Here is a 19,787-nt window from a genome sequence, read left to right as displayed (position 1 = left end):
CCTCACCCGTACGCCCGCACCCCGCCAGCCCGTACGCGCGCGCCGCGTACGTACCATCTGTCCGTCCCGCCGACCGCTGGAGCAGCCACCATGACCACAGCCCCCTACCGCCACGACGGCCTCGTCTGCACCGACCACACCCTCGACGTGCCGCTGGACCACGCGCGCCCCGAAGGGCCGTCGATCACCCTGTTCGCCCGCGAAGTGACGGCGGCGGGCCGAGAGCGGGACGCGCTGCCCCTGCTGCTGTGGCTCCAGGGCGGTCCCGGCGGCCGGGCCGAGCGGCCCCACGCGGCGGGCGCGTGGCTGCGGCGGGCGCTGAAGGACTACCGGGTGGTGCTGATGGACCAGCGCGGCACGGGCCGCAGCACCCCCGCCGACCGGCGCACCCTCGCCGTGCACGGGGACGCCGCCGCGACGGCCGCCTATCTGGGCCACTTCCGCGCCGACTCGATCGTCCGCGACGCCGAACTGCTGCGCCGCCACCTCAACGAGCAGCGGCACGGGGAGCGCGAGCGCGACCGGCCCTGGAGCGTGCTGGGCCAGAGCTTCGGCGGCTTCTGCGCGCTGACGTATCTCAGCCTGGCGCCCGAGGGCCTGGACCAGGTCCTCGTCACCGGCGGGCTGCCCACCCTCACCGGGCACGCCGACGACGTCTACCGCGCCGCCTACGCCCGCACCCTTGCCCAGAACGCCCGCTACTTCGACCGCTACCCCGGCGACCAGCGCCTCGCCGACGAGGTGGCGGCGCACCTGGCGGCGCACGACGTGCGGATGCCGTCGGGGGAACGGCTCAGCGTGCGCCGCTTCCAGACCATGGGCATCAACTTCGGCCAGGCGTCCAGCTTCGACGCCCTCCACTATCTGCTGGAGGGCGCGTTCGTGACCGGGCCGCACGGCCCCGAGCTGTCCGACACGTTCCTGCGCGGCGTCGACGCCACCGTCTCCTTCGCCCAGCGCCCCCTCTACGCGGTGCTGCACGAGCCCATCTACGCGCAGGGCGGCAGCCCCACGGCCTGGTCGGCGCACCGGGTGCGCGAGGAGTTCCCCGCCTTCGCGCCGGACACGGACGGGCCGCTGCGCTTCACGGGCGAGATGATCTACCCCTGGCAGTTCGACGAGGACCCGGCGCTCGTGCCGCTGCGCGACGCGGCACATCTGCTGGCCGAGCGCGCGGACTGGCCCGCGCTCTACGACCTCGACCGGCTCGCGGCGAACGAGGTCCCGGTCGTCGCCGCCGTCTACTACGACGACATGTTCGTCGACCGCGACCACGCGCTGGAGACGGCGGACGCGGTGCGCGGGCTGCGGCCGTGGATCACCAACACGCACGCGCACGACGGCGTACGTGTGGACGCGGGCGTCCTCGACCGGCTGCTGGCGATGGCACGCGGCGAGATCTGATCCCGGAACGGGCCCGGTCCCCCGGCCCCTCCCCACGGAGGGGGCCGGGTCAGATCCGGTAGCGCCGCAGCGCGGGCATCGCGACCGCGAGCGCGAGCATGGCGACCACCACGAGAAGCCCGCCCGCCGTGACCGCCGTGCGCGTGCCGAAGACGGAGCCGGCGGTGCCGTGGAAGAGGTCGGCCAGCCGGGGCCCGCCCGCCACGACCACGGTGAACACGCCCTGCATGCGGCCCCGCATGTCGTCCGTGGCCACCGACTGGAGGATCGCGCCCCGGAACACCATGGACACCATGTCGGCCACACCACCGACCGCGAGGAATGCCACGGCCCACCACAGGCTGCCGCTCAGCCCGAACCCCGCGACGGCCAGCCCCCACACCACCACCGAGCCGATCACCATCAGCCCGTGCCGTCGGGCGCGCGAGAACGTGCCCGAGAGCAGTCCGCCCGCCACCGCGCCGAAGGGGATCGCGGCGAACAGCAGGCCGAGCGCGAAGCCCTCACCGTAGGACGCGTACGTACCGGCCGCGAGCTGCGGGAACAGGGCGCGCGGCATGCCCAGCACCATGGCGATGACGTCGGCGAGGAAGGACAGCAGCAGCACCTGGCTCGCGGCGATGTAGCGGAAGCCCGCGGCCACCTCGCGCCACCCGGCGCGCCGCTTCCCCTCGCCCTCCCCCGATCCGTGCAGCGGCGGCAGCGCGGGCAGCTTCCACACCGCCCACACGGCGGCGCACAGGGCGAGGCTGTCGACGAGATACAGCTCGGGCAGTCCGATGACGGGTATCAGCGCGCCCGCGAGGAGGGGCCCCACGACCATGCCGGTCTGCGCGACGGTCGAGCCGAGCGCGTTGGCCGCGGGCAGTTCGGAGGCGGGCACGAGGCGGGCGATGGACGCGCTGCGCGCCGGTGCGTTCATGCCGAACAGCGCCTGTTGCAGGGCGAGGAGGACCATCAGCAGCCAGACAGACTCCATGCCGAGCGCCGCCTGCACCCAGAACAGGAGCGAGGTGACGGCGATCCCCGCGTTCGTCACCAGCAGCAGCTTGCGCCGGTCGACGCTGTCCGCGACCGCGCCGCCCCACAGCGCGAAGACGACGAGCGGGACGAGCCCGGCGAAGCTGGCGTAGCCCACCCAGGCCGAGGAGCCCGTGATGTCGAAGACCTGCTTGGGCACCGCGACCGCGGTGAGCTGGCTGCCGACCGCGGTGATCGTGGTCGAGGTCCACAGGCGGCGGAAGGCGGGGTGCCGCAACGGCCGGGTGTCCATCGCCCAGCGCCGCCAGCCGCTCCGCTTCCGCTCGGGCTCCGGCCCCGTCTCGGGCTCTCGCGCCGGTATGTCGTCCGCCGCGTCATCTCCTGCGGCTCTTCTGGGGGTGTCCACGGCGGTCCTGGTCCTCTTTGTTTCGTCGTACATCCATATGGTCGGCATCCATTGTCGCCGCGCCGTCAACGGACCCACGGACCGGGCACGGGGACGCCACCGCGACGGCACAGGGACGGCACGGGGACGCGCCCCCTTCCGGCGTGATCTCATGGAGCCGCACGTCCGCAAGGGGGCGGTACGGCCTCCCCCGACTCATGAGGAGGGCGCGAGCATGGCGCAGGAAGTACGCGGAGTCATCGCTCCGGGCAAGGACGAACCGGTGCGGGTGGAGACGATCGTGATCCCGGATCCGGGCCCGGGAGAGGCCGTGGTGCGGGTGCAGGCGTGCGGCGTATGCCACACGGACCTGCACTACAAGCAGGGCGGCATCAACGACGACTTCCCCTTCCTCCTCGGACACGAGGCGGCCGGCGTCGTCGAGTCCGTGGGCGAGAACGTGGACGAGGTCGCGCCGGGCGACTTCGTGATCCTCAACTGGCGTGCCGTGTGCGGCCAGTGCCGCGCCTGTCTGCGCGGGCGGCCCCAGTACTGCTTCGACACGCACAACGCCGAGCAGAAGATGACGCTGACCGACGGCACCGAGCTGTCCCCCGCGCTGGGGATCGGCGCGTTCGCGGAGAAGACGCTCGTCGCTGCGGGCCAGTGCACGAAGGTGGACGCACAGGCCCCGGCCACCGTCGCCGGGCTCCTCGGGTGCGGGGTGATGGCCGGTATCGGCGCGGCCATCAACACCGGGCAGGTGGGGCGCGGCGACTCCGTCGCCGTCATCGGCTGCGGCGGTGTCGGTGACGCCGCCGTCGCGGGGGCGCGGCTGGCGGGCGCGGCGAAGATCATCGCGATCGACGTGGACGACCGCAAGCTGGAGACCGCCAAGTCGATGGGCGCCACGCACACCTTCAACTCGCGGGACGACGACCCCGTCGAGGCCGTGCGCGCGCTGACCGGCGGCTTCGGCGCCGACGTCGTGATCGAGGCGGTCGGCCGCCCCGAAACGTACAAGCAGGCGTTCTACGCCCGCGACCTGGCCGGGACCGTCGTCCTGGTCGGGGTGCCCACCCCCGACATGAAACTGGAGCTGCCGCTGCTGGACGTCTTCGGGCGCGGCGGCGCGCTCAAGTCGTCCTGGTACGGGGACTGTCTGCCCTCGCGGGACTTCCCGATGCTCATCGACCTCTACCTCCAGGGCCGCCTGGACCTCGCGGCCTTCGTCACCGAGACCGTCGAGCTTGACCAGGTCGAGCACGCCTTCGAGCGGATGCACGAGGGCGACGTGCTGCGTTCGGTGGTGGTGCTCTGATGGCGGCGCGCGTCGACCACCTCGTCACCTCCGGCCAGTTCTCGCTGGACGGCGGCTCCTGGGACGTGGACAACAACGTGTGGATCGTCGGCGACGACCGTGAGGCCGTCGTCATCGACGCGGCGCACGACGCGGACGCCATCGCCGAGGCCGTCGGAGAGCGCAAGCTGCGCGCGATCGTGTGCACGCACGGGCACAACGACCACATCGACGCGGCACCCGCGCTCGCCGACCGCACCGGGGCGCCCATCCTGCTGCACCCGGACGACCTCCCGCTGTGGCGGCAGACCCACCCGGACCGCTCCCCCGACGGGGAACTGCACGAGGGGCAGGCCATCGCGGTGGCCGGTGCCGTGCTGACGGTGCTGCACACCCCGGGGCACGCGCCCGGCGCTGTCTGTCTGCACTGCCCCGACCTGGACACCGTGTTCAGCGGAGACACCCTCTTCCAGGGCGGCCCCGGCGCCACCGGGCGGTCGTTCTCGCACTTCCCGACGATCATCGAGTCCATCCGTGAGCGGCTGCTGACGCTGCCGCCCGAGACCGTCGTGCGGACGGGGCACGGCGACTCCACGACGGTCGGCGCGGAGGCACCGCACCTCCAGGAGTGGGTCGACAGGGGGCACTGAGCGGACCCCTCCCGGGCCCGCCGCGCGCTACGGCTCCGCCACCGCTACCGCCACCGGCTACCGCTGCCGCGTCAGCGCCCTCGTACGCAGGGCGAGCAGCGCGCCGGTGCGGAAGGCGGGGTCGCCGAGCCGCTCCCCGTAGAGCTGGTCGAGCTGCCGCAGCCGCTTCCGTACGGTCTGCGGGTGCACCCCGAGCGCCTCGGCGACCTCGGGGGCCGTGCGTCCCCACGACGTGAGCAGTGCTTCGAGGGTGTCGGCCAGCCGGGCCGCCTTCCCCGGCGGGAGCGCGCGCAGCGCTTCGGTGAGCCGGTCGGCCATCAGCCGACCCATGTGCGCGCCGGACAGCAGGTGCAGGTCGAGGAGGTGCTCGGCGGCGACGAGGGGGACGTCGGCGGGCGCGCCCAGGTCGCTCCGGTGCCGGAGTGCCAGGCGGGCGCAGTACGCGGAGAGCCACGCCTCGTCCAGCGCGACGGTGGGGCCCAGCGCGGCGGCGTACTCCCGCACGGCGGCCCGCAGCCGGTCCAGCCGGCCGCCGTCCTCGGGGTCGGGGACCACGAGGAGCAGTTCGCCGCCCTGCGGCAGGACCAGGACGTCCTCGTCGAGCCCGGCGGCGGCGAGCACGTGCCCGCCGCCTCCGGCGCGGCCCATCACGAGGCAGGCCACCGACTCGGGAAGCGGCCACTTCGCCTGCTCGGCCAGCGCGGACAGCGGCTCGGTGCGCGGCATGGCCGACTGTTCCAGCAGGCGCGCCGCCAGTGCGCGGCGGCTGCGCTGCGTCTGCCCGGCGGCGTGGGCGCGGGCCGCGGCGTAGCCCCGTACGGCGAGGTCGGACAGCGCGCTGATGTGCGCGAGCACCGCCTCGGTGACCGGCAGGGCCGTCTCCGGGGGCAGCGAGGCGGCGTGCGCGAGGCGTACGTAGTGGCGGCAGGCGACGCGCGCGCCGACGCGGTAGGCGGCCTGGATACCGTCCGTCGTACGGCCGTTGAGGTACTCCAGCCGTCCCAGGCGCTGGAAGAACAGCTCGTGGTGGCCCTGCGGGCTGTCGGGGTTCTCGGTGAGTTCCACGAACTGGCGCAGCGCGCAGTGCACGGCGGCCGACACGTCCCGGCCCACCGCGGAGTGCTCCGGCTGCCGGTAGACACGTACCTCGTGCCGGATCGTCGCCTGCATCTCCGAGGCGATCTCCTCGACCCGGGGGCGCAGCACGTCGGCGAAGAGCACGGGCACCTCGCGCCAGGGCCAGCGGGCGAGCACGTCACCTGTGGGCTCCATGGGGGGCTCCGGGAAGGCTGAGGGGGCAGGCGAGGAGACGGGAGACAGTCAACAGCGCGGCCTCCCGCGCAGACAGGGGAATTCCGGTCCGAGTGGGCGACGGTGCGGGTGCGCGGCTACGGCGGGACGGGGCAGGGCTCACGCGGATGAGTGACGGGGCCGCGGATCTGTCACCGGAGTGCGGAATTCCGGGGCGGGGCGCGCCATGGCTCTGGTGTCCGCGGTGCGGCTGGTCCAGCGTATGGCGGGCCGAGCCTGCCGCCCGTTCCGTCCGCCGGTTCTCGTCGCAGGTGTCTCTCGCCGAGTGCGGGGAGTGTGCCCATGCCGTACCGAGTGCCGTACCGGGTCCGGGTCCCGGCCGAACTGCGCGACCATGTGCGGTTGCACGTCGCGGACATCGCCAAGGAGATCGTCACGGCGGTCCGCCGCAGGATCCCCGCCTACGCGCGCCCGCTGGACGCCACCTACACGCACGCGCTGCAACGCGGCGCCGAGCAGGCTCTCGACGGGCTCCTCGCCAGGATGGCCGCCACGGACGCCGACACGGGCCCTGTCATGACGACCTACCGGCGGCTCGGGCACGCCGAGGCCGACGAGGGGCGCGGCCTGGAATCCCTGCACGCGGCGATCCGGGTCGGTACCCAGGTGGTCTGGCGCCGGATGAACGCCCCCGAGATCATGGACCCGCTGCCGCGGGAGGCGGTCGCTGCCTTCGGCGAGCTGCTGTTCCTCCAGCTCGACGAGCTGAGCCGGGCCGCCACCACCGGCTACGAGGAGGTGCGGCTGCGCTCGGCAGGTGAACTGCGGCGGCGGCGCGCCCACCTGGTCACCCTGCTCACCTCCTCCCCGCCCGTCTCGCTCCGCGCCCTCGACGCACGGGCCCGCGCGGCGCAGTGGCGGCTGCCGCAGCGGCTGGCCGTCGTCGTCGCCGAACTCGACCACGAGCCGGAGGCGGGGCGCGAGACCGAAACGGGGACGGGGACGGGGACGGGGACAGGTGCCGGGGCCTGGCGGCGCGGGCCAATGGTGCCGCCCGGGTTCCTGACCCGCTTCGAGGGGCGGCGCGGCCTCATCGTCGTGCCCGACCCGGACAGCGCGGGCCGCCGACGCGATGTCGCCTCAGCGCTGCGCGGGACGCGTGCCGCGATGGGCCCCGCCGTGGCGCTCACCGAGGGCGCCCGCTCCCTGGGCTGGGCGGTGGACGCGCTGGACCTCGCCCGTCGCGGCGTGCTCCCGAGCGGCGGACTGCTGCGCTGCGCCGACCACTTGACGACGCTGCTCCTGCTGCGTGACGGCGCACTCGTGGACGCCCTCGCCGAGCGCTGTCTGCTGCCGCTGCGGGATGTCCGTTCACCGCAGCGGGAACGGCTCGCCGAGACGCTGCTGTGCTGGCTCCAGAGCGGCAACAGCACCACGGAGGTAGCCGAGCGCCTGGCCGTACACCCGCAAACGGTGCGCTACCGGATGCGTCAGCTCAAGGCGGCCTACGGCGACCGCCTCTCCTCGCACGAGGAACGGTTCGCGCTCCAACTGGCCCTCCAGGCCGTGCGGTTGCGCGGGCGGGCGCGCCCCGGGGGCCCGGCGCCCGCGCCCGTTACCGGCCCTGTGCCTCCCCGTCGGCCTCCCCGTCGCCCTGTCCCAGCACGTAGAGGTGCGGCAGGTTGACCACGATCGCCTCCTGGGTGCTGCGGGCGATGACCACGACCGCCTCGTCGTCGGGGTCGGGGTTCTCCTCGCGGTGGGGCACGTAGGGCGGGACGAAGATGTAGTCGCCGGGCGCCGTGCGCAGGCGGATCTCCTCCGCCGGGCCCGCGCCGCCGCCGTCGTCGAGGAACACGAACTCGGGGTGTCCCTTGACGACGAAGATGGCCGTCTCCGACTCCCCGTGGTGGTGGTTGGCCGAGGACGTGTCGGGGGCGACGTGGGTCTGGCCCATCCAGATCCGTTCGGAGCCGACGGTCTGTCCGCTGACGGCGGCGAAGCGCCGCATGCCGCCGGTCTGCGCCGTGTCGCCGTCGAGCCCGTCCGCGCGGATGTGGTGCAGGCGCCGGCGCAGCGGGGTGCCGTCGCCCGGGGCCGCCGTGTCGTGGAGGTGCGGGTGGAACGCGTCGTGCCCCTGCTCGGGCGGGGTCGTGGTCATGGCGTAGACCGTAAGAACCCGAAAAAAGGATGTCAATAAGTGTCCATTCTCTGACCAGCGATAACGTGCTCTTTCCGGAACCGGTCCGACTGCTGTTATCCGACGAGGCCCGCCCGCCGTGCCCGCGGCCGTGGCAATAATGGAGGGCATGCAGATCTCGGCGAAGGCGGACTACGCGGTCCGGGCACTGGCGGAGCTGGCCGCGGACGCCGCACGGCCGCTCACGTGCGAGGCGATAGCCACGTCCCAGGACATTCCCTTCCGGTTCCTCAAGTCGGTCTTCCGCGACCTCCGCGCGGCAGGTCTCGTGCGCAGCCAGCGCGGCTGCGAGGGCGGGTACTGGCTGGCCCGCGAGCCCGTCGCCATCAGCCTCGCCGAAGTGGTCACGGCCGTGGACGGCGAGCTGCTGACCCTGCGCGGACAGGCACCCGGCACCCTGGACTACCCCGGCGCGGCGGCCCGGCTGCCCGGCGTGTGGCGGGACGTGGAGACGTACGTGGGGGAGCTGCTCGGCAGGACCACGCTCAGGGATCTGGTGCGCGACGTGAGCGGTGACAAGGGCTGCGAAGATGGCGAAGGAGCGGCGGGGTCCCCCCGCCCTGTCGCCGTGGGGGCCGCCCCCGTCACGGCCGGGTGACCGGGCATGGATCCCGCGCACCCGGTGCCACACGCCCCCGACCCTTCGGCCCCGTCAGCCCCCTCACCCCCGTCGCTCCCCGGCGTACCCGCCCAGCGCGAAGGGGCCGGGGACGAAGCGGCCGGGGGCGGGCTCCGGGTGGAGATCACCGAGTACACCGACCCCGCCTGCCCCTGGGCCTGGGGCTGCGAGCCCACGTTCCGCCTCCTGCGGGAGCGGACGCGCGGACTGGCCACCTGGCGCCGCGTCTTCGGCATCCTCTTCGACGAGGATGACGACCCGCCGCCCGACCCGGCGGCCGAGGCGTCCTGGTACGCGGGCTTCATCGCCCGCACAGCGCGGCACACCCGCGCCCCCTTCACCTCCCGGCTCCAGTGGGTGGCCTCGTCGAGCTGGCCCGCCTCGCTCGCCGCGAAGGCCGCCGAGCAGCAGGGCCCCGAGGTCGCCGAGCGGGTGCTGCGACGGCTGCGCGAGTCCACGTTCGTACGGGGCACACCCGCCGACACCGTGGACCGCGTGCTGGAGGCGGTCGACGGCGTCAAGGGGCTCGACACCGCGCGGCTGCGCGCCGGCATGGCCGAGCCCGCGACGCTCGACGCCGTGCGCGACGACTGGCACGAGGCGCGCGACCCGCTGCCCGAGGCGCGGTCGCTGCGTGCCCCCGCCCGGCATCCGCACGGCGCGGGGGTCAAGGAGCTGGAGGTGGGCGTGCGGTACTCGCTGCCCACGCTCGTCGTGCGTGGTCCGTCCGGCACCGTGGTCGTGCCCGGCTGGCGCGCCCCCGAGGAGTACGTGGCCGCACTGGACGCCGTCGCTTCCGGCTCGGATTCCGGGTCCGGATCCGGGCACGGCTCCGCGACGCGGCCCGCGCGGCCGTGCGGCGCGCACGAGGCACTGGAGCGGTACCGCAGCATGACGGAGCCAGAGTGGGAGCTGCTGACCGACGGCTCCCCTCCCCCGGCCCACGCCGTGCGGTTCGAGACCGGCAACGGGGCACTGTGGCTGCACCCGGACGAAGCGATCACGTGAGGACGCCAACTCCCCCGCGATCCGCCCGACATGGGAAACCCGCAGGTCGTCCGCGTCTTAGCCAATGAGACATCAAAAGGTATCCATTGACGGCGACGTCGTCGCCGGGACAGTATGAGCGCATGATTCCGACGCACCCCGGTGTGGTGTGCCGCTATGTGGACCTCCGGCGCACCTGTAGCGCGCTCTGTCTCTGACCGCCGCCCTCTTCTGACGCGCAGGCCCCTCCGTTTCCGTTCCGGCCCCCGGCCGGAAACCGGTGACCGCCCCTTCGTCCGGGCACCGCGGCCGCGCGCGACGGCCAGAGATCCCTCTCCCCCCTTTCTTTCCTCCCCTTTCCTCTCGCCGCACGGCCGCGTCGAGCCCCGCCCCCTGGGCCGGGCCGTCGCGTCCTCGCGTACGTCCGTACAGCTCGAGCTCACAGCTCCCGTAGTGCCCTCGGTGCGCCGGGACGCGGCTGCGCGTACGGGCCCGCGACCACGCCGTGCCGTGCGCGGACACCACGAAAGGCGACGTTCACCCATGAGCGCCCCCGCGCCGCCCGACCCCTCGTCCCCGCCGTACCCACCACCCCCGCCACCGTCCCCCTCACCGCCCCCGCAGCCGCCGCGCGCCGCGCCGGGCCGTCGCGCCGCGCTGGGGCTCGGTCTCGGAGCCGGGGCCTCGCTGCTGCTGTCCGCATGCGGCGGGGTCGCCACCACCGCGGCTGCGGGCGGCTCGGCGACCACCCTGCGCTGGGGCTGGGACCTGCCCTCCTCCTGGGACCCGGTGTTCTCCTCCAAGGGCTGGGATGTGCATCTCCTCTCCCTCGTCTACTCGGGCCTCACCCAGCTCGACGCCGAAGGCAACGCCGTCCCCGCGCTCGCCCGCTCCTGGCACTACGCGCACGACGGCCGCACCCTCACCTTCGCCCTGCGCCACGGGCTGCGGTTCTCCGACGGGACGGACGTGGACGCGCGGGCCGTCAAGGCGAGCATCGAGCGCGGCAAGAACCACCCCAAGTCGCTGATCGCCTCCCAGCTCACCAGCATCGGCCGCGTCGAAGCGCCCGACCGGCACACCGTCGTCCTCGAACTCACCGAGACCGACTACCAGTTGCCGACGCTCCTCGCGGGCAAGACCGGCATGGTGGTCAGCCCGGCCGCCTTCCGCAAGGACGAGGCGGCGCTGGCCACCGCGCCCGTCGGACACGGCCCCTTCGAGCTGCTCTCCTACGCGCAGAACTCCATGGCGAGTCTGCGCCGCGACCCCGGCTACTGGAACGCGGACCGCATCACCGTCGACCGCTTCGAGGCGTACCCGGCGCCCGACGAGACGACCGCGCTCGCCTCCCTCCAGTCCGGGCGGCTCAACGTCGCGCAGATCCCGTTCAGCCAGGTATCGGCCGCGCGTGCGGCCGGTCTGAAGGTGCAGCTCATCCCGTCGATGGTGGTGCGCGTGCTGGACGTCAACACCTCGATGAAGCCCTTCGACGATCCCGACGTGGCGGAGGCGCTGAAGTACGCGGTGGACCGTCAGGCGCTGCTGGACGCCGAGCAGTTCGGGCACGGGACCGTCAACCTCCAGCCGTTCCCGCCCGGTTACGCGGGCCACGATCCGGGGCTCCAGGACGCGTACCGGCACGACCCCGAGCGGGCGCGGCGGCTGCTGAAGCGGGCCGGGCGCGGCAAGGGCGGCGTCGAGCTGACCCTCACCACCCAGCAGGCCCAGGGCATACCCGAGCAGCTCCAGGCCCAGTTGGAGGAGGTCGGCTTCCGCACCCGGATCGAGGTCATCCCGGAGTCGCGGGCCAGTGAACTCGTCTACGTGCAGCACTCGCGGGCGCTCTACATCGACCAGTTCGCGGGACGGGAGTCCGCCGTCCAGACGCTCCAGGTGCTGTTCGGCGAGGAGGGGCTGATGAACCCCTCCCGTCGCACCACACCGGAACTCGACGCGGCGACCCGCGCCGTGCGCAGGACCCCGGTGGACTCGCCCCGCTACGGGCAGGTCCTGCGCGAGGCGACGGGGGTGGCCGTGCGGAGCATGCCGAACGTCTTCCTCTACACCGTGCCGCGCGTCCTCGCCCGCCACCCCGGCGTCTCCGCGATACCCCGGCTGCCCGTGGTGCAGCGCTTCGAGGGGGTGAAGGCCGCGTGAGCGCGACCGCTACGGGCCTGCCGGAGAGGACCGGGCGTGCCGGGGGCGCCGGGCGTGCGGGAGGCGTCGCCGTGCGCGCCGCCGGGCGACGGTTCGCGCGGGCACCGCGCTCCCTCGTCCGTGTACTCCTCGTCTCGGGCACCGTCTTCCTGCTCTCCTCGGCGCTGACCTTCGGCCTCGGCGCGCTGTCCGGCGCGAACCCGGCCGCCGCCGTGCTCGGCGAGACCGCCACACCCGCCGACATCGCCCGCATGAACCACGAGTTCGGGCTCGACAGGCCCCTCGTCGTGCAGTACCTGTCGTGGCTGGGCAACGCCTTCACCGGGGATCTGGGCCGCTCCTGGTTCACCACCATCCCGGTCGCCGACAGCATCGCGCAGGCCCTCCCCGTCGACCTGTCCATCGCGGGGCTCGCGCTGCTCATCGCCGTGCTGCTCGGGGGCGGTGCCGGGATCGCGGCGGCGCTGCGGCCGGGCAGCAGGCTGGACCGCACGGTCACGGCGGCCTGCACCCTGCTCGGCACGCTGCCCGGCTTCGTCGTCGCCATCGTCCTGGTGACGGTGTTCTCGCTGAAGCTCGGGCTGCTCCCGGCGGGCGGCTACGTACCGCTGGACGTGGACCCCGTGCGGTGGCTCACGTTCACGATCATGCCTGCCGCTGCGCTCAGTCTGGAGGCCGCGGCTGCCATCGCGCGGCAACTGCGCACCTCGCTGGTGGGGACGCTCCAGGAGAACTTCGTGACCGGCGCCGTGATGCGAGGGCTCTCAGCGCGGCGTGTGCTGTTCGGGCACGCGTTGCGCAACGCCGCCGCGCCCGCTCTGACCGCGCTCGGGATGAGCGTGCCGATGCTGCTGGGCGGCGCCGTCGTCACCCAGCAGATCTTCGCCCTGCCAGGTCTCGCGCAGCTCGCCCTCCAGTCGGCGGAGCAGCACGACATCCCCGTCATCCAGGGGACGTTGCTCGTGACGATCGCCGTGGTGCTGGTCGTCAACATCGCCGTCAACGCCCTGCTCCTCGCCCTCAATCCGACGGCCAGGCGCCGCGGTGCGACCGCCAGGGCCAGCGACGCCGACGGTGCCACGGGCCGGGAGAACGGCCGGGGGGACGCCTCATGAGAGCGCTGCGACTGGCCTGGCGCACCCGCGCGGCGAAGGCCGCGCTGCTGGTCCTGCTGGCCGTGACCGCGCTGGCGGTGACGGGCGGCTGGCTGGCACCGTACGACCCGCTCGCCCAGCACCCCCACGACATGCTCCAGGGCCCCGGCGCCCAACACCCGCTGGGAACGGACTACTTGGGGCGCGACGTCCTCAGCCGTCTGCTGGAGGGCACGGGCCGCTCGGTGTTCGGCGCTGTGGAGGCGGTGGCCGCCGCCATGGCCGTCGGCGTGCTGCCGGGGCTGGCCTCGCTGTGGCTGGGGCCCGCCGTCGAGTGGCTGGCGCAGCGGGCCGCCGACGCGCTGATGACCCTGCCGTTCACGATCTTCGCCATCGCCGTGGTCGGCGCGCTCGGCAACGGCATGCACCAGGCGATGCTGGCGCTCGGCGTGCTGTACTCGCCGCTGTTCTTCCGGATGACCCGCGCCGCCGCGCTCGGGCTGCGCCAGGCGCAGTACGTGGAGTCGGCGGAGCTGTTCGGGGCCTCGGTGTGGCGCGTGCTGCGTACGCACATCGCGTCGAAGATCCTGCCGACCCTGGTGGTGACGGCGGCGCAGGCGCTGGCCACCTGCCTGCTGGTGGTCTCCTCGCTGACCTTCCTCGGCGTGGGCGTCCAGCCGCCCGCCGCGACCTGGGGCGGCATGCTCGCGACCGACCTGGGCTTCCTCGCCCTCCAGCCCTGGGCGCCCCTCTTCCCCGCCGCGCTGATCGTGCTGACCACGGGCGCGCTGAACCTCCTGGCTGACGCGGTGCGCGACGCGGGCTCCGCGACGGACACCGCCACTCCCGCCGCCGCCTCCGCGCCGGGCGCGCACGACGACACCGCCGACGACACCGACAAGGAGCGTGCAGCCGATGCCGCACTCCCCGTCCGCTGAGGCCCCGGCCGAGGCCCCTCCCCGTAGCGCGGCGCCCGTACGGGGCACGGAGCCCACGGAGCCCGAAGCACCCGGAACCCCCGAAGCACCCGTGCTCACTGTCGACGGTCTCGCCGTGACGATCTCCTCCGCGCGTGCCCGCGCCGTGCGGGACGTGAGCTTCCGCGTACGGCGCGGCGAGGCCGTCGGCCTCGTCGGCGAGTCGGGCAGCGGCAAGACCCTCATCTGCCGCTCCGTGCTCGGCCTGCTCCCGCCGGGCTGCGACGTGTCCGAGGGGCGGATAGCCCTGGGCGACGAGGAGTTGACGGGCCTCTCGCGCCGCGAGTGGGACCGGATACGCGGCACCCGCATCGGCGCCGTCTTCCAGGACCCGGCCTCCTACCTCAACCCGTCCCTCACCGTGGGCCGCCAGCTCGCCGAACCGCTGCGGCTCAAGCTCGGCCTCGGCCGGTCCGAGGCGGCCGAGCGCGCCGTCGCGCTCTTCGACGCCGTCGGCCTCCACGACCCCGCCGACGTCTACCACCGCTATCCCTTCGAGCTGTCCGGCGGCATGCTCCAGCGCGTCCTGATCGCCGTCGCCGCCGCCTGCGCGCCCGATCTGCTGGTCGCGGACGAGGCGACCACCGCGCTCGACGTCGTCGTCCAGGCCGAGGTCCTCGCCCTCCTCGCGCGCATGCGCCACGAGCACGACCTCGCGCTGCTCCTGGTCACGCACGACCTTGCCGTGGTCGCCGAGGTCTGCGACCGCATCCTGGTGTGCTACGCCGGAGAGCTGGTCGAGGACGGTCCCGCCGAGCAGGTGCTCACCCGGCCGCGGCACCCGTACACCGAGGCGCTGCTGCGTGTCGCGTCCGTCGGGGACTGGTCGCGCCGCGAACTCGACGTCATCCCCGGCGCCCCGCCCGAGGCGGGGGCCGAGCTGCCCGGTTGCCGGTTCGCCGACCGGTGCGCCTTCGCGGCGCCCGCGTGCACGGCGGGCCCCGTGCCGTGGCGCGAGGCCGTGCCGGGGCACCGGGTGCGGTGCGTGCGGGCCGGGGAGCTGGAGCTGTCCGGTTCCCCGGAGGGTGTCGCGGCGGGCTCCGGTGACGGTGCGCCGGAACGGCAGGCCGCCGTATGAGCACCGCAGCCCTGCTGGAACTGCGCGGCGTGACCGTCGCGTTCGGGCGCCGCACCTCCGGGGCAGCGCCGGTACTGGACGGCGTGGACCTCGACGTACGCGAGGGCGAGATCCTCGGCGTCATCGGCGAGACGGGCTCGGGCAAGACCACCCTCGCCCGTACCGCCGTCGGGCTCACCGCGCCCCGCTCGGGCCACGTCTCCTTCGAGGGGCGGCGGCTGACGGGGCTGCGGGGGCGCGGGCTGCGGGAGTTCCGGCGTACGGGGCGGCTCCAGTACGCCTTCCAGGACCCGTTGCGCGCCCTCGACCCCGACCTGACGATACGTCAGAGCGTGGCCGAGCCACTGGCGGTGGCGGGCGGGCTCGGCGAGGCGGAGCTGACGTCACGCGTCGACGAGGCGCTGCGCACGGTCGGCCTGGACCCGGCGCTCGCCGACCGGCTGCCCGGCGCGCTCTCCGGCGGCCAGCGGCAGCGGGCACTGCTGGCCCGCGCCGTCGTGACCGGGCCACGGCTGCTGATCGCCGACGAGCCCGTCAGCGCGCTCGACGCGTCGAACCGCAACCGTGTGCTGGCGCTGCTGGACCGGCTGCGGCGCGAGCAGGGCATGGCGATCGTGATCATCTCGCACGATCTCAGCTCCCTCGCGGGCATCGCGGACCGGGTCGCGGTGCTCTACCGGGGCCGCCTGGTGGAACAGGGGCCCGTGCGCGCCGTGTTCGAGCGTCCGCTGCACCCGTACACGGCGCTGCTCCTCGCCTCCGCGCCGAGCGTCCGTACCGAGCACGGGCCGCCCGTCGCACTGCTGCGGCCCTCGGGCCCGGCGCCGGAGTGGGCAGGGGCAGGGGCAGGGGCGGGGGCGGCGGGGTGCGGGTTCGCGGGGCGCTGCCCCTTCGTGACGGACGACTGCCGTACGGCGCCGCTCCCCCGTCAGGACACCGGGGGCCGCGAGGCCGCCTGCCACCACGCACCCTCGTGGCGCGAGCGCGTCGCCGCACGGGACGAGACACGGAACGGAGCACCCTCGTGAGCACCGTGCCGACCACCTCCCACTGGGGCGCCTTCGGCGTGCGCGTCCACGAGGACGGCCGCGTCGAGACCACCCCGCACCCCGGCGACCCGGCGCCCTCGCGCCTGCTGGGCAATGTCGCCGACGGGCTGACGCACCCCACCCGCGTGCGGCGGCCCGCGATCCGGCGCGGCTGGCTGGAGCACGGGCCAGGGCCCACGCGGGCACGGGGCGCGGAGCCGTTCGTCGAGGTCGGCTGGGACGAGGCGCTGGACCTGGTGGCGGGCGAACTGGCGCGGGTACGGGCACAGCACGGCATGCGGTCCGTGTTCGGCGGCTCGTACGGCTGGGGCGGCGCGGGTCGCTTCCACCACGCGCAGAGCCAGCTCCACCGCTTCCTCAACACGCTGGGCGGCTTCACCTCCTCGCGCGACTCCTACAGCCTCGGCGCCTCCCATGTGCTGCTCCCCCACGTGGTGGGCGACGCGGACGCGGTGCTGCGTGCCGCCTCGTCCTGGCCGACGGTCATCGAGAACACCGAGCTGATCGTGGCCTTCGGCGGCATCCCCGAGAAGAACGTGTACGTGACGCCCGGCGGCGTGACCCGGCACTCGGCGCCCGTGGCACTGCGCGCCCTCGCCGGGCGCGGGGTGCGGGCCGCGCTGGTCAGCCCGCTGCGCACCGACCTGCCCGAGGACATCCGGGCCCGCTGGTACCCCGTCGTCCCCGGCAGCGACACCGCGCTGATGCTGGCGCTGGCACACACCCTCCTCACCGAGGGCCTGCACGACCGTGCCTTCCTGGAACGTTGCACCAGCGGCTTCGGCACGTTCGCCGCGTATCTGCGGGGCGAGGCCGACGGTGCGGCCAAGGACGCCGAGTGGGCCGCGCCCCTGTGCGAGATCCCGGCCGCTGACATCCGCGCACTGGCCAGGGACATGGCACGCTCGCGCACGCTCGTCACCGTGACGTGGTCGCTCCAGCGCACCCCGTACGGCGAACAGCCGGTGTGGGCCGGGCTGGCCCTGGCCGCGATGCTCGGTCAGATCGGGCTCCCCGGGGGCGGGTTCGGGCACGGCTACGGGTCCATGGGCGACGTCGGGGACAACGGCCCGCGACTGCGGCTCCCGACGCTGCCCCAAGGCACCAACCCCGTACCGGACTTCATCCCCTGCGCCCGTATCGCCGACCTGCTGCTGCACCCCGGCGAGGAGTTCGACTACGACGGGGCCCGCTACACCTACCCCGACATCCGGCTGGTCCACTGGGCGGGCGGCAACCCGTTCCACCACCATCAGGACCTCGGGCGGCTGCGGCGCGCGTTCGGGCGGCCCGACACGGTGATCGTCCACGAGCCGCACTGGACGGCGACAGCGCGGCACGCCGACATCGTGCTGCCCGCCACCACCGGCCAGGAGCGCGAGGACATCGGTGGCGGGCGGCGCGACACCCATCTGATCGCGATGCGCCGCGCACTCGCCCCCGTCGGCGAGGCCCGCGACGACTACGCCGTCTTCTCCGCCCTCGCCGAACGACTGGCGACGGTACGGGAGTTCACGCGGGGACGTACCGCGCGCGAGTGGCTGCGGCACCTCTACGAGGAGTGGCGCGCGGACGGGCCGGCCGGGGCCGAGGGGGCGTCGCCCAGTGCGCGCTGTGTGCCGGACTTCGACGCGTTCTGGGCGGCCGGTGAGGTGCGGCTGCCGGAGGGCCCCACCCACTTCACGCTCTTCGACGCCTTCCGCGCCGACCCCGTCGCGCATCCGCTGCCGACACCGAGCGGTCGTATCGAGCTGGCCTCGGACACCGTCGCGGACTTCGGCTACGACGACTGCCCGGGGCACCCCGTATGGCGGGAGCCGGAGGAATGGCCGGGCGGCGAGGCGGCCGAGCGCCACCCGCTCCATCTGATCGCGAACCAGCCGGAGTCCCGGCTGCACAGCCAGCTCGACGTGGGCGCCGTCAGCCGCGCCGCCAAGGTGGCGGGGCGCGAGCCCGTGTGGCTGCATCCCGACGACGCCGCCGCGCGCGGCATCCGCGACGGGGACGTGGTGCGCCTCTTCAACGACCGTGGCGCGTGCCTGGCGGGCGCGGTGCTGACGGACGCCGTACGGCCGAGGGTGGTCAGACTGGCGACCGGCGCCTGGTTCGACCCGCTGCCGCCCGCCACCGCCGGTGCGCAGGCGCACGACGATCCCCCACTGTGCGTCCACGGCAACCCGAACGTCCTCACCGCCGACGTGCCCGCCTCCCGGCTCTCGCAGGGCTGCGCCGGACAGCACGCCCTCGTACAGGCGGAGCGCTGGAGCGGCGAGGCGCCGCCGGTCACCGTGCACGCGCCGCCGCGCATGGTGCGCGCGGAGCGGCGGGGGGACGGAGGCGGTCCGGCACCTCGCGGCTCCGAGGACCACGAACCCCGTCGGCCCGCCGCCCAGCACGTCCCGCGCCATCCGGCCAACTCCACGGAAGGAAGCCCCCGTTGACCCTCGCCGACGCCTCCCCCGGCACCCCGTCCACGACTGCGGCGGTGGCGGCCAGTCCCGGCACGCTCCAGCGCGTCACCGCCGAACTGTCCGCGCGGGCCGCCGAGCACGACCGTACGGGCACGTTCCCCGCCGAGGGCTTCGAGACCGTGCGGCGGGCCGGGCTGCTCACCGCGACCGTCGGACGAGCGCACGGCGGCCCCGGCGCCGGGCTCGCCGAAACCGTGCGCATCCTGCGCGCCCTGGGCGCGGGCGACCCGGCGGTGGCACTGGTGACCGCCATGACCCTCTTCACACACGCCGCGCAGGCCCGCCTCGGGCACTGGCCCGAGGACGTGTACGAGGAGGTGGTGGCGGAGTCGTCGCGGCGGCCCGTACTGCTCAACTCCCTGCGTGTCGAGCCCGAGTTGGGCTCACCAGCGCGCGGCGGCCTGCCCGCGACCACGGCCACCCATGTCCCCGGGGGCGGGTGGCGGCTCTCCGGCCGGAAGATCTTCTCGACCGGGGCCGTCGGACTGCGCTGGATGCTGGTGTGGGCGCGTACGGACGAGGACCCGGCGCGCGTGGGTGCCTTCCTCGTACGGGCCGACTCGCCCGGCATCACCGTCCATCCGACCTGGGACCACCTGGGACTGCGCGCCAGCCGCAGCGACGACGTCGAGTTCCACGACGTCCTGGTGCCTGAGGGACACACCACCGGCCTGCACACCCCGGAAGAGGCACCCTCGCGCGATCCGGTCACCGGCTCGTGGAACGCCCTCGGTCTCACCGCGCTCTACCTCGGTGTGGCCGGGGCGGCACGTGACTGGCTGACGGGCTTCCTGCACGAGCGCGTCCCCACCTCGCTCGGTGCCCCGCTGGCGACACTGCCCCGCTTCCAGGAGGCCGTCGGCGAGATCGAGGCGAGCCTGACGGGGGCCGAGGCGCTGGTGGACGGTCTCGCCGCGCGCGTCGACGCGGGCGACGAGGAGGCCGTGGCACGCGCTGGCCTCGCCAAGGTGGTGGGCACGCGTGCCGCGATCGGCGCCGTCGAGAAGGCGCTGTCCCTCACCGGCAACAGGGGCCTGGCCAGCGCCAGTCCACTGCAACGGCACTACCGCGACGTGCTGTGTTCCCGCGTCCACACGCCCCAGGACGACACCGTGCTCGTCGCCGCTGGCCGCGCGGCACTGTCCCGCGCGGCACCCCCATCCGCCACCCCACACCCGTAA

At 74.3% G+C, this 19,787-nt stretch carries 16 protein-coding genes; 13 read left to right on the top strand and 3 right to left on the bottom strand.

All coding sequences use genetic code 11. The features are described from left to right. Positions 1–90: 90 nt before the first annotated feature. Positions 91–1,404, top strand: a complete 1,314-nt coding sequence (locus ACYVOO_RS32705; RefSeq protein WP_461019337.1) for an alpha/beta fold hydrolase — start codon at positions 91–93, stop codon at positions 1,402–1,404. Between the two features lie 49 nt (positions 1,405–1,453). Here the strand turns inward: ACYVOO_RS32705 and ACYVOO_RS32700 are convergent, their stop codons facing one another. Beyond that, a complete protein-coding gene (locus tag ACYVOO_RS32700) occupies positions 1,454–2,824 on the bottom strand; it encodes an MFS transporter (protein WP_461019336.1) in 1,371 nt (456 codons plus the stop codon). A 181-nt stretch (positions 2,825–3,005) separates the two neighbouring features. Between ACYVOO_RS32700 and ACYVOO_RS32695 the strand changes: the two genes are divergently transcribed. Both ACYVOO_RS32695 and ACYVOO_RS32690 read left to right on the top strand, forming a co-directional pair. Beyond that, a complete protein-coding gene (locus ACYVOO_RS32695; protein WP_461019335.1) occupies positions 3,006–4,091 on the top strand; it encodes an S-(hydroxymethyl)mycothiol dehydrogenase in 1,086 nt (361 codons plus the stop codon). Next, positions 4,091–4,720 carry an MBL fold metallo-hydrolase gene (locus ACYVOO_RS32690; RefSeq protein WP_461019334.1) on the top strand — a complete coding sequence of 210 codons (630 nt, stop codon included), beginning with the start codon at positions 4,091–4,093 and terminating at the stop codon, positions 4,718–4,720. Before ACYVOO_RS32695 ends, ACYVOO_RS32690 begins: the two co-directional genes overlap by 1 nt. A 57-nt stretch (positions 4,721–4,777) precedes the next feature. On the opposite strand, the gene ACYVOO_RS32685 is transcribed toward ACYVOO_RS32690, so the two are convergent. Continuing rightward, positions 4,778–5,992 carry a helix-turn-helix domain-containing protein gene (locus ACYVOO_RS32685; RefSeq protein WP_461019333.1) on the bottom strand — a complete coding sequence of 405 codons (1,215 nt, stop codon included), beginning with the start codon at positions 5,990–5,992 and terminating at the stop codon, positions 4,778–4,780. A gap of 321 nt (positions 5,993–6,313) precedes the next feature. Between ACYVOO_RS32685 and ACYVOO_RS32680 the strand changes: the two genes are divergently transcribed. Next, entirely contained in the window at positions 6,314–7,657 is a 1,344-nt protein-coding gene (locus ACYVOO_RS32680; protein WP_461019332.1) for a PucR family transcriptional regulator, read from the top strand. Here ACYVOO_RS32680 and ACYVOO_RS32675 read toward each other — a convergent pair. Continuing rightward, positions 7,587–8,132: a cupin domain-containing protein gene (locus ACYVOO_RS32675; protein WP_461019331.1), complete on the bottom strand. Its 546-nt coding sequence runs from the start codon at positions 8,130–8,132 to the stop codon at positions 7,587–7,589. The genes ACYVOO_RS32680 and ACYVOO_RS32675 overlap by 71 nt on opposite strands. 148 nt (positions 8,133–8,280) lie before the next feature. Here ACYVOO_RS32675 and ACYVOO_RS32670 point away from each other — a divergent pair, with 148 nt between their 5' ends. The 9 genes from ACYVOO_RS32670 (at position 8,281) to ACYVOO_RS32630 (ending at position 19,787) form a co-directional block, all read left to right on the top strand. Next, positions 8,281–8,769 (top strand): RrF2 family transcriptional regulator, encoded by a 489-nt coding sequence (locus ACYVOO_RS32670; protein ID WP_461019330.1) that lies wholly within the window; start codon positions 8,281–8,283, stop codon positions 8,767–8,769. Between the two features lie 6 nt (positions 8,770–8,775). Continuing rightward, a complete protein-coding gene (locus ACYVOO_RS32665; RefSeq protein ID WP_461019329.1) occupies positions 8,776–9,798 on the top strand; it encodes a DsbA family oxidoreductase in 1,023 nt (340 codons plus the stop codon). Between the two features lie 522 nt (positions 9,799–10,320). Beyond that, positions 10,321–11,937 (top strand): ABC transporter substrate-binding protein, encoded by a 1,617-nt coding sequence (locus ACYVOO_RS32660; protein WP_461019328.1) that lies wholly within the window; start codon positions 10,321–10,323, stop codon positions 11,935–11,937. Further along, positions 11,934–13,052: an ABC transporter permease gene (locus ACYVOO_RS32655; protein WP_461019327.1), complete on the top strand. Its 1,119-nt coding sequence runs from the start codon at positions 11,934–11,936 to the stop codon at positions 13,050–13,052. The genes ACYVOO_RS32660 and ACYVOO_RS32655 overlap by 4 nt, the downstream gene beginning before the upstream one ends. Next, complete coding sequence (locus ACYVOO_RS32650) at positions 13,049–13,969, top strand: ABC transporter permease (protein WP_461019326.1); 921 nt, start codon at positions 13,049–13,051, stop codon at positions 13,967–13,969. Before ACYVOO_RS32655 ends, ACYVOO_RS32650 begins: the two co-directional genes overlap by 4 nt. Then, complete coding sequence (locus tag ACYVOO_RS32645) at positions 13,947–15,086, top strand: ABC transporter ATP-binding protein (protein WP_461019325.1); 1,140 nt, start codon at positions 13,947–13,949, stop codon at positions 15,084–15,086. The genes ACYVOO_RS32650 and ACYVOO_RS32645 overlap by 23 nt, the downstream gene beginning before the upstream one ends. Next, positions 15,083–16,114, top strand: a complete 1,032-nt coding sequence (locus tag ACYVOO_RS32640; protein ID WP_461019324.1) for an ABC transporter ATP-binding protein — start codon at positions 15,083–15,085, stop codon at positions 16,112–16,114. Before ACYVOO_RS32645 ends, ACYVOO_RS32640 begins: the two co-directional genes overlap by 4 nt. Further along, entirely contained in the window at positions 16,111–18,576 is a 2,466-nt protein-coding gene (locus ACYVOO_RS32635) for a molybdopterin-dependent oxidoreductase (RefSeq protein ID WP_461019323.1), read from the top strand. The genes ACYVOO_RS32640 and ACYVOO_RS32635 overlap by 4 nt, the downstream gene beginning before the upstream one ends. Continuing rightward, positions 18,573–19,787 (top strand): acyl-CoA dehydrogenase family protein, encoded by a 1,215-nt coding sequence (locus ACYVOO_RS32630; protein ID WP_461019322.1) that lies wholly within the window; start codon positions 18,573–18,575, stop codon positions 19,785–19,787. Before ACYVOO_RS32635 ends, ACYVOO_RS32630 begins: the two co-directional genes overlap by 4 nt.

It is taken from the genome of Streptomyces daliensis (assembly GCF_054782395.1).
Note: the sequence above shows the minus strand (reverse complement) of the source record. Positions and strands in the feature narration are given on the sequence as shown.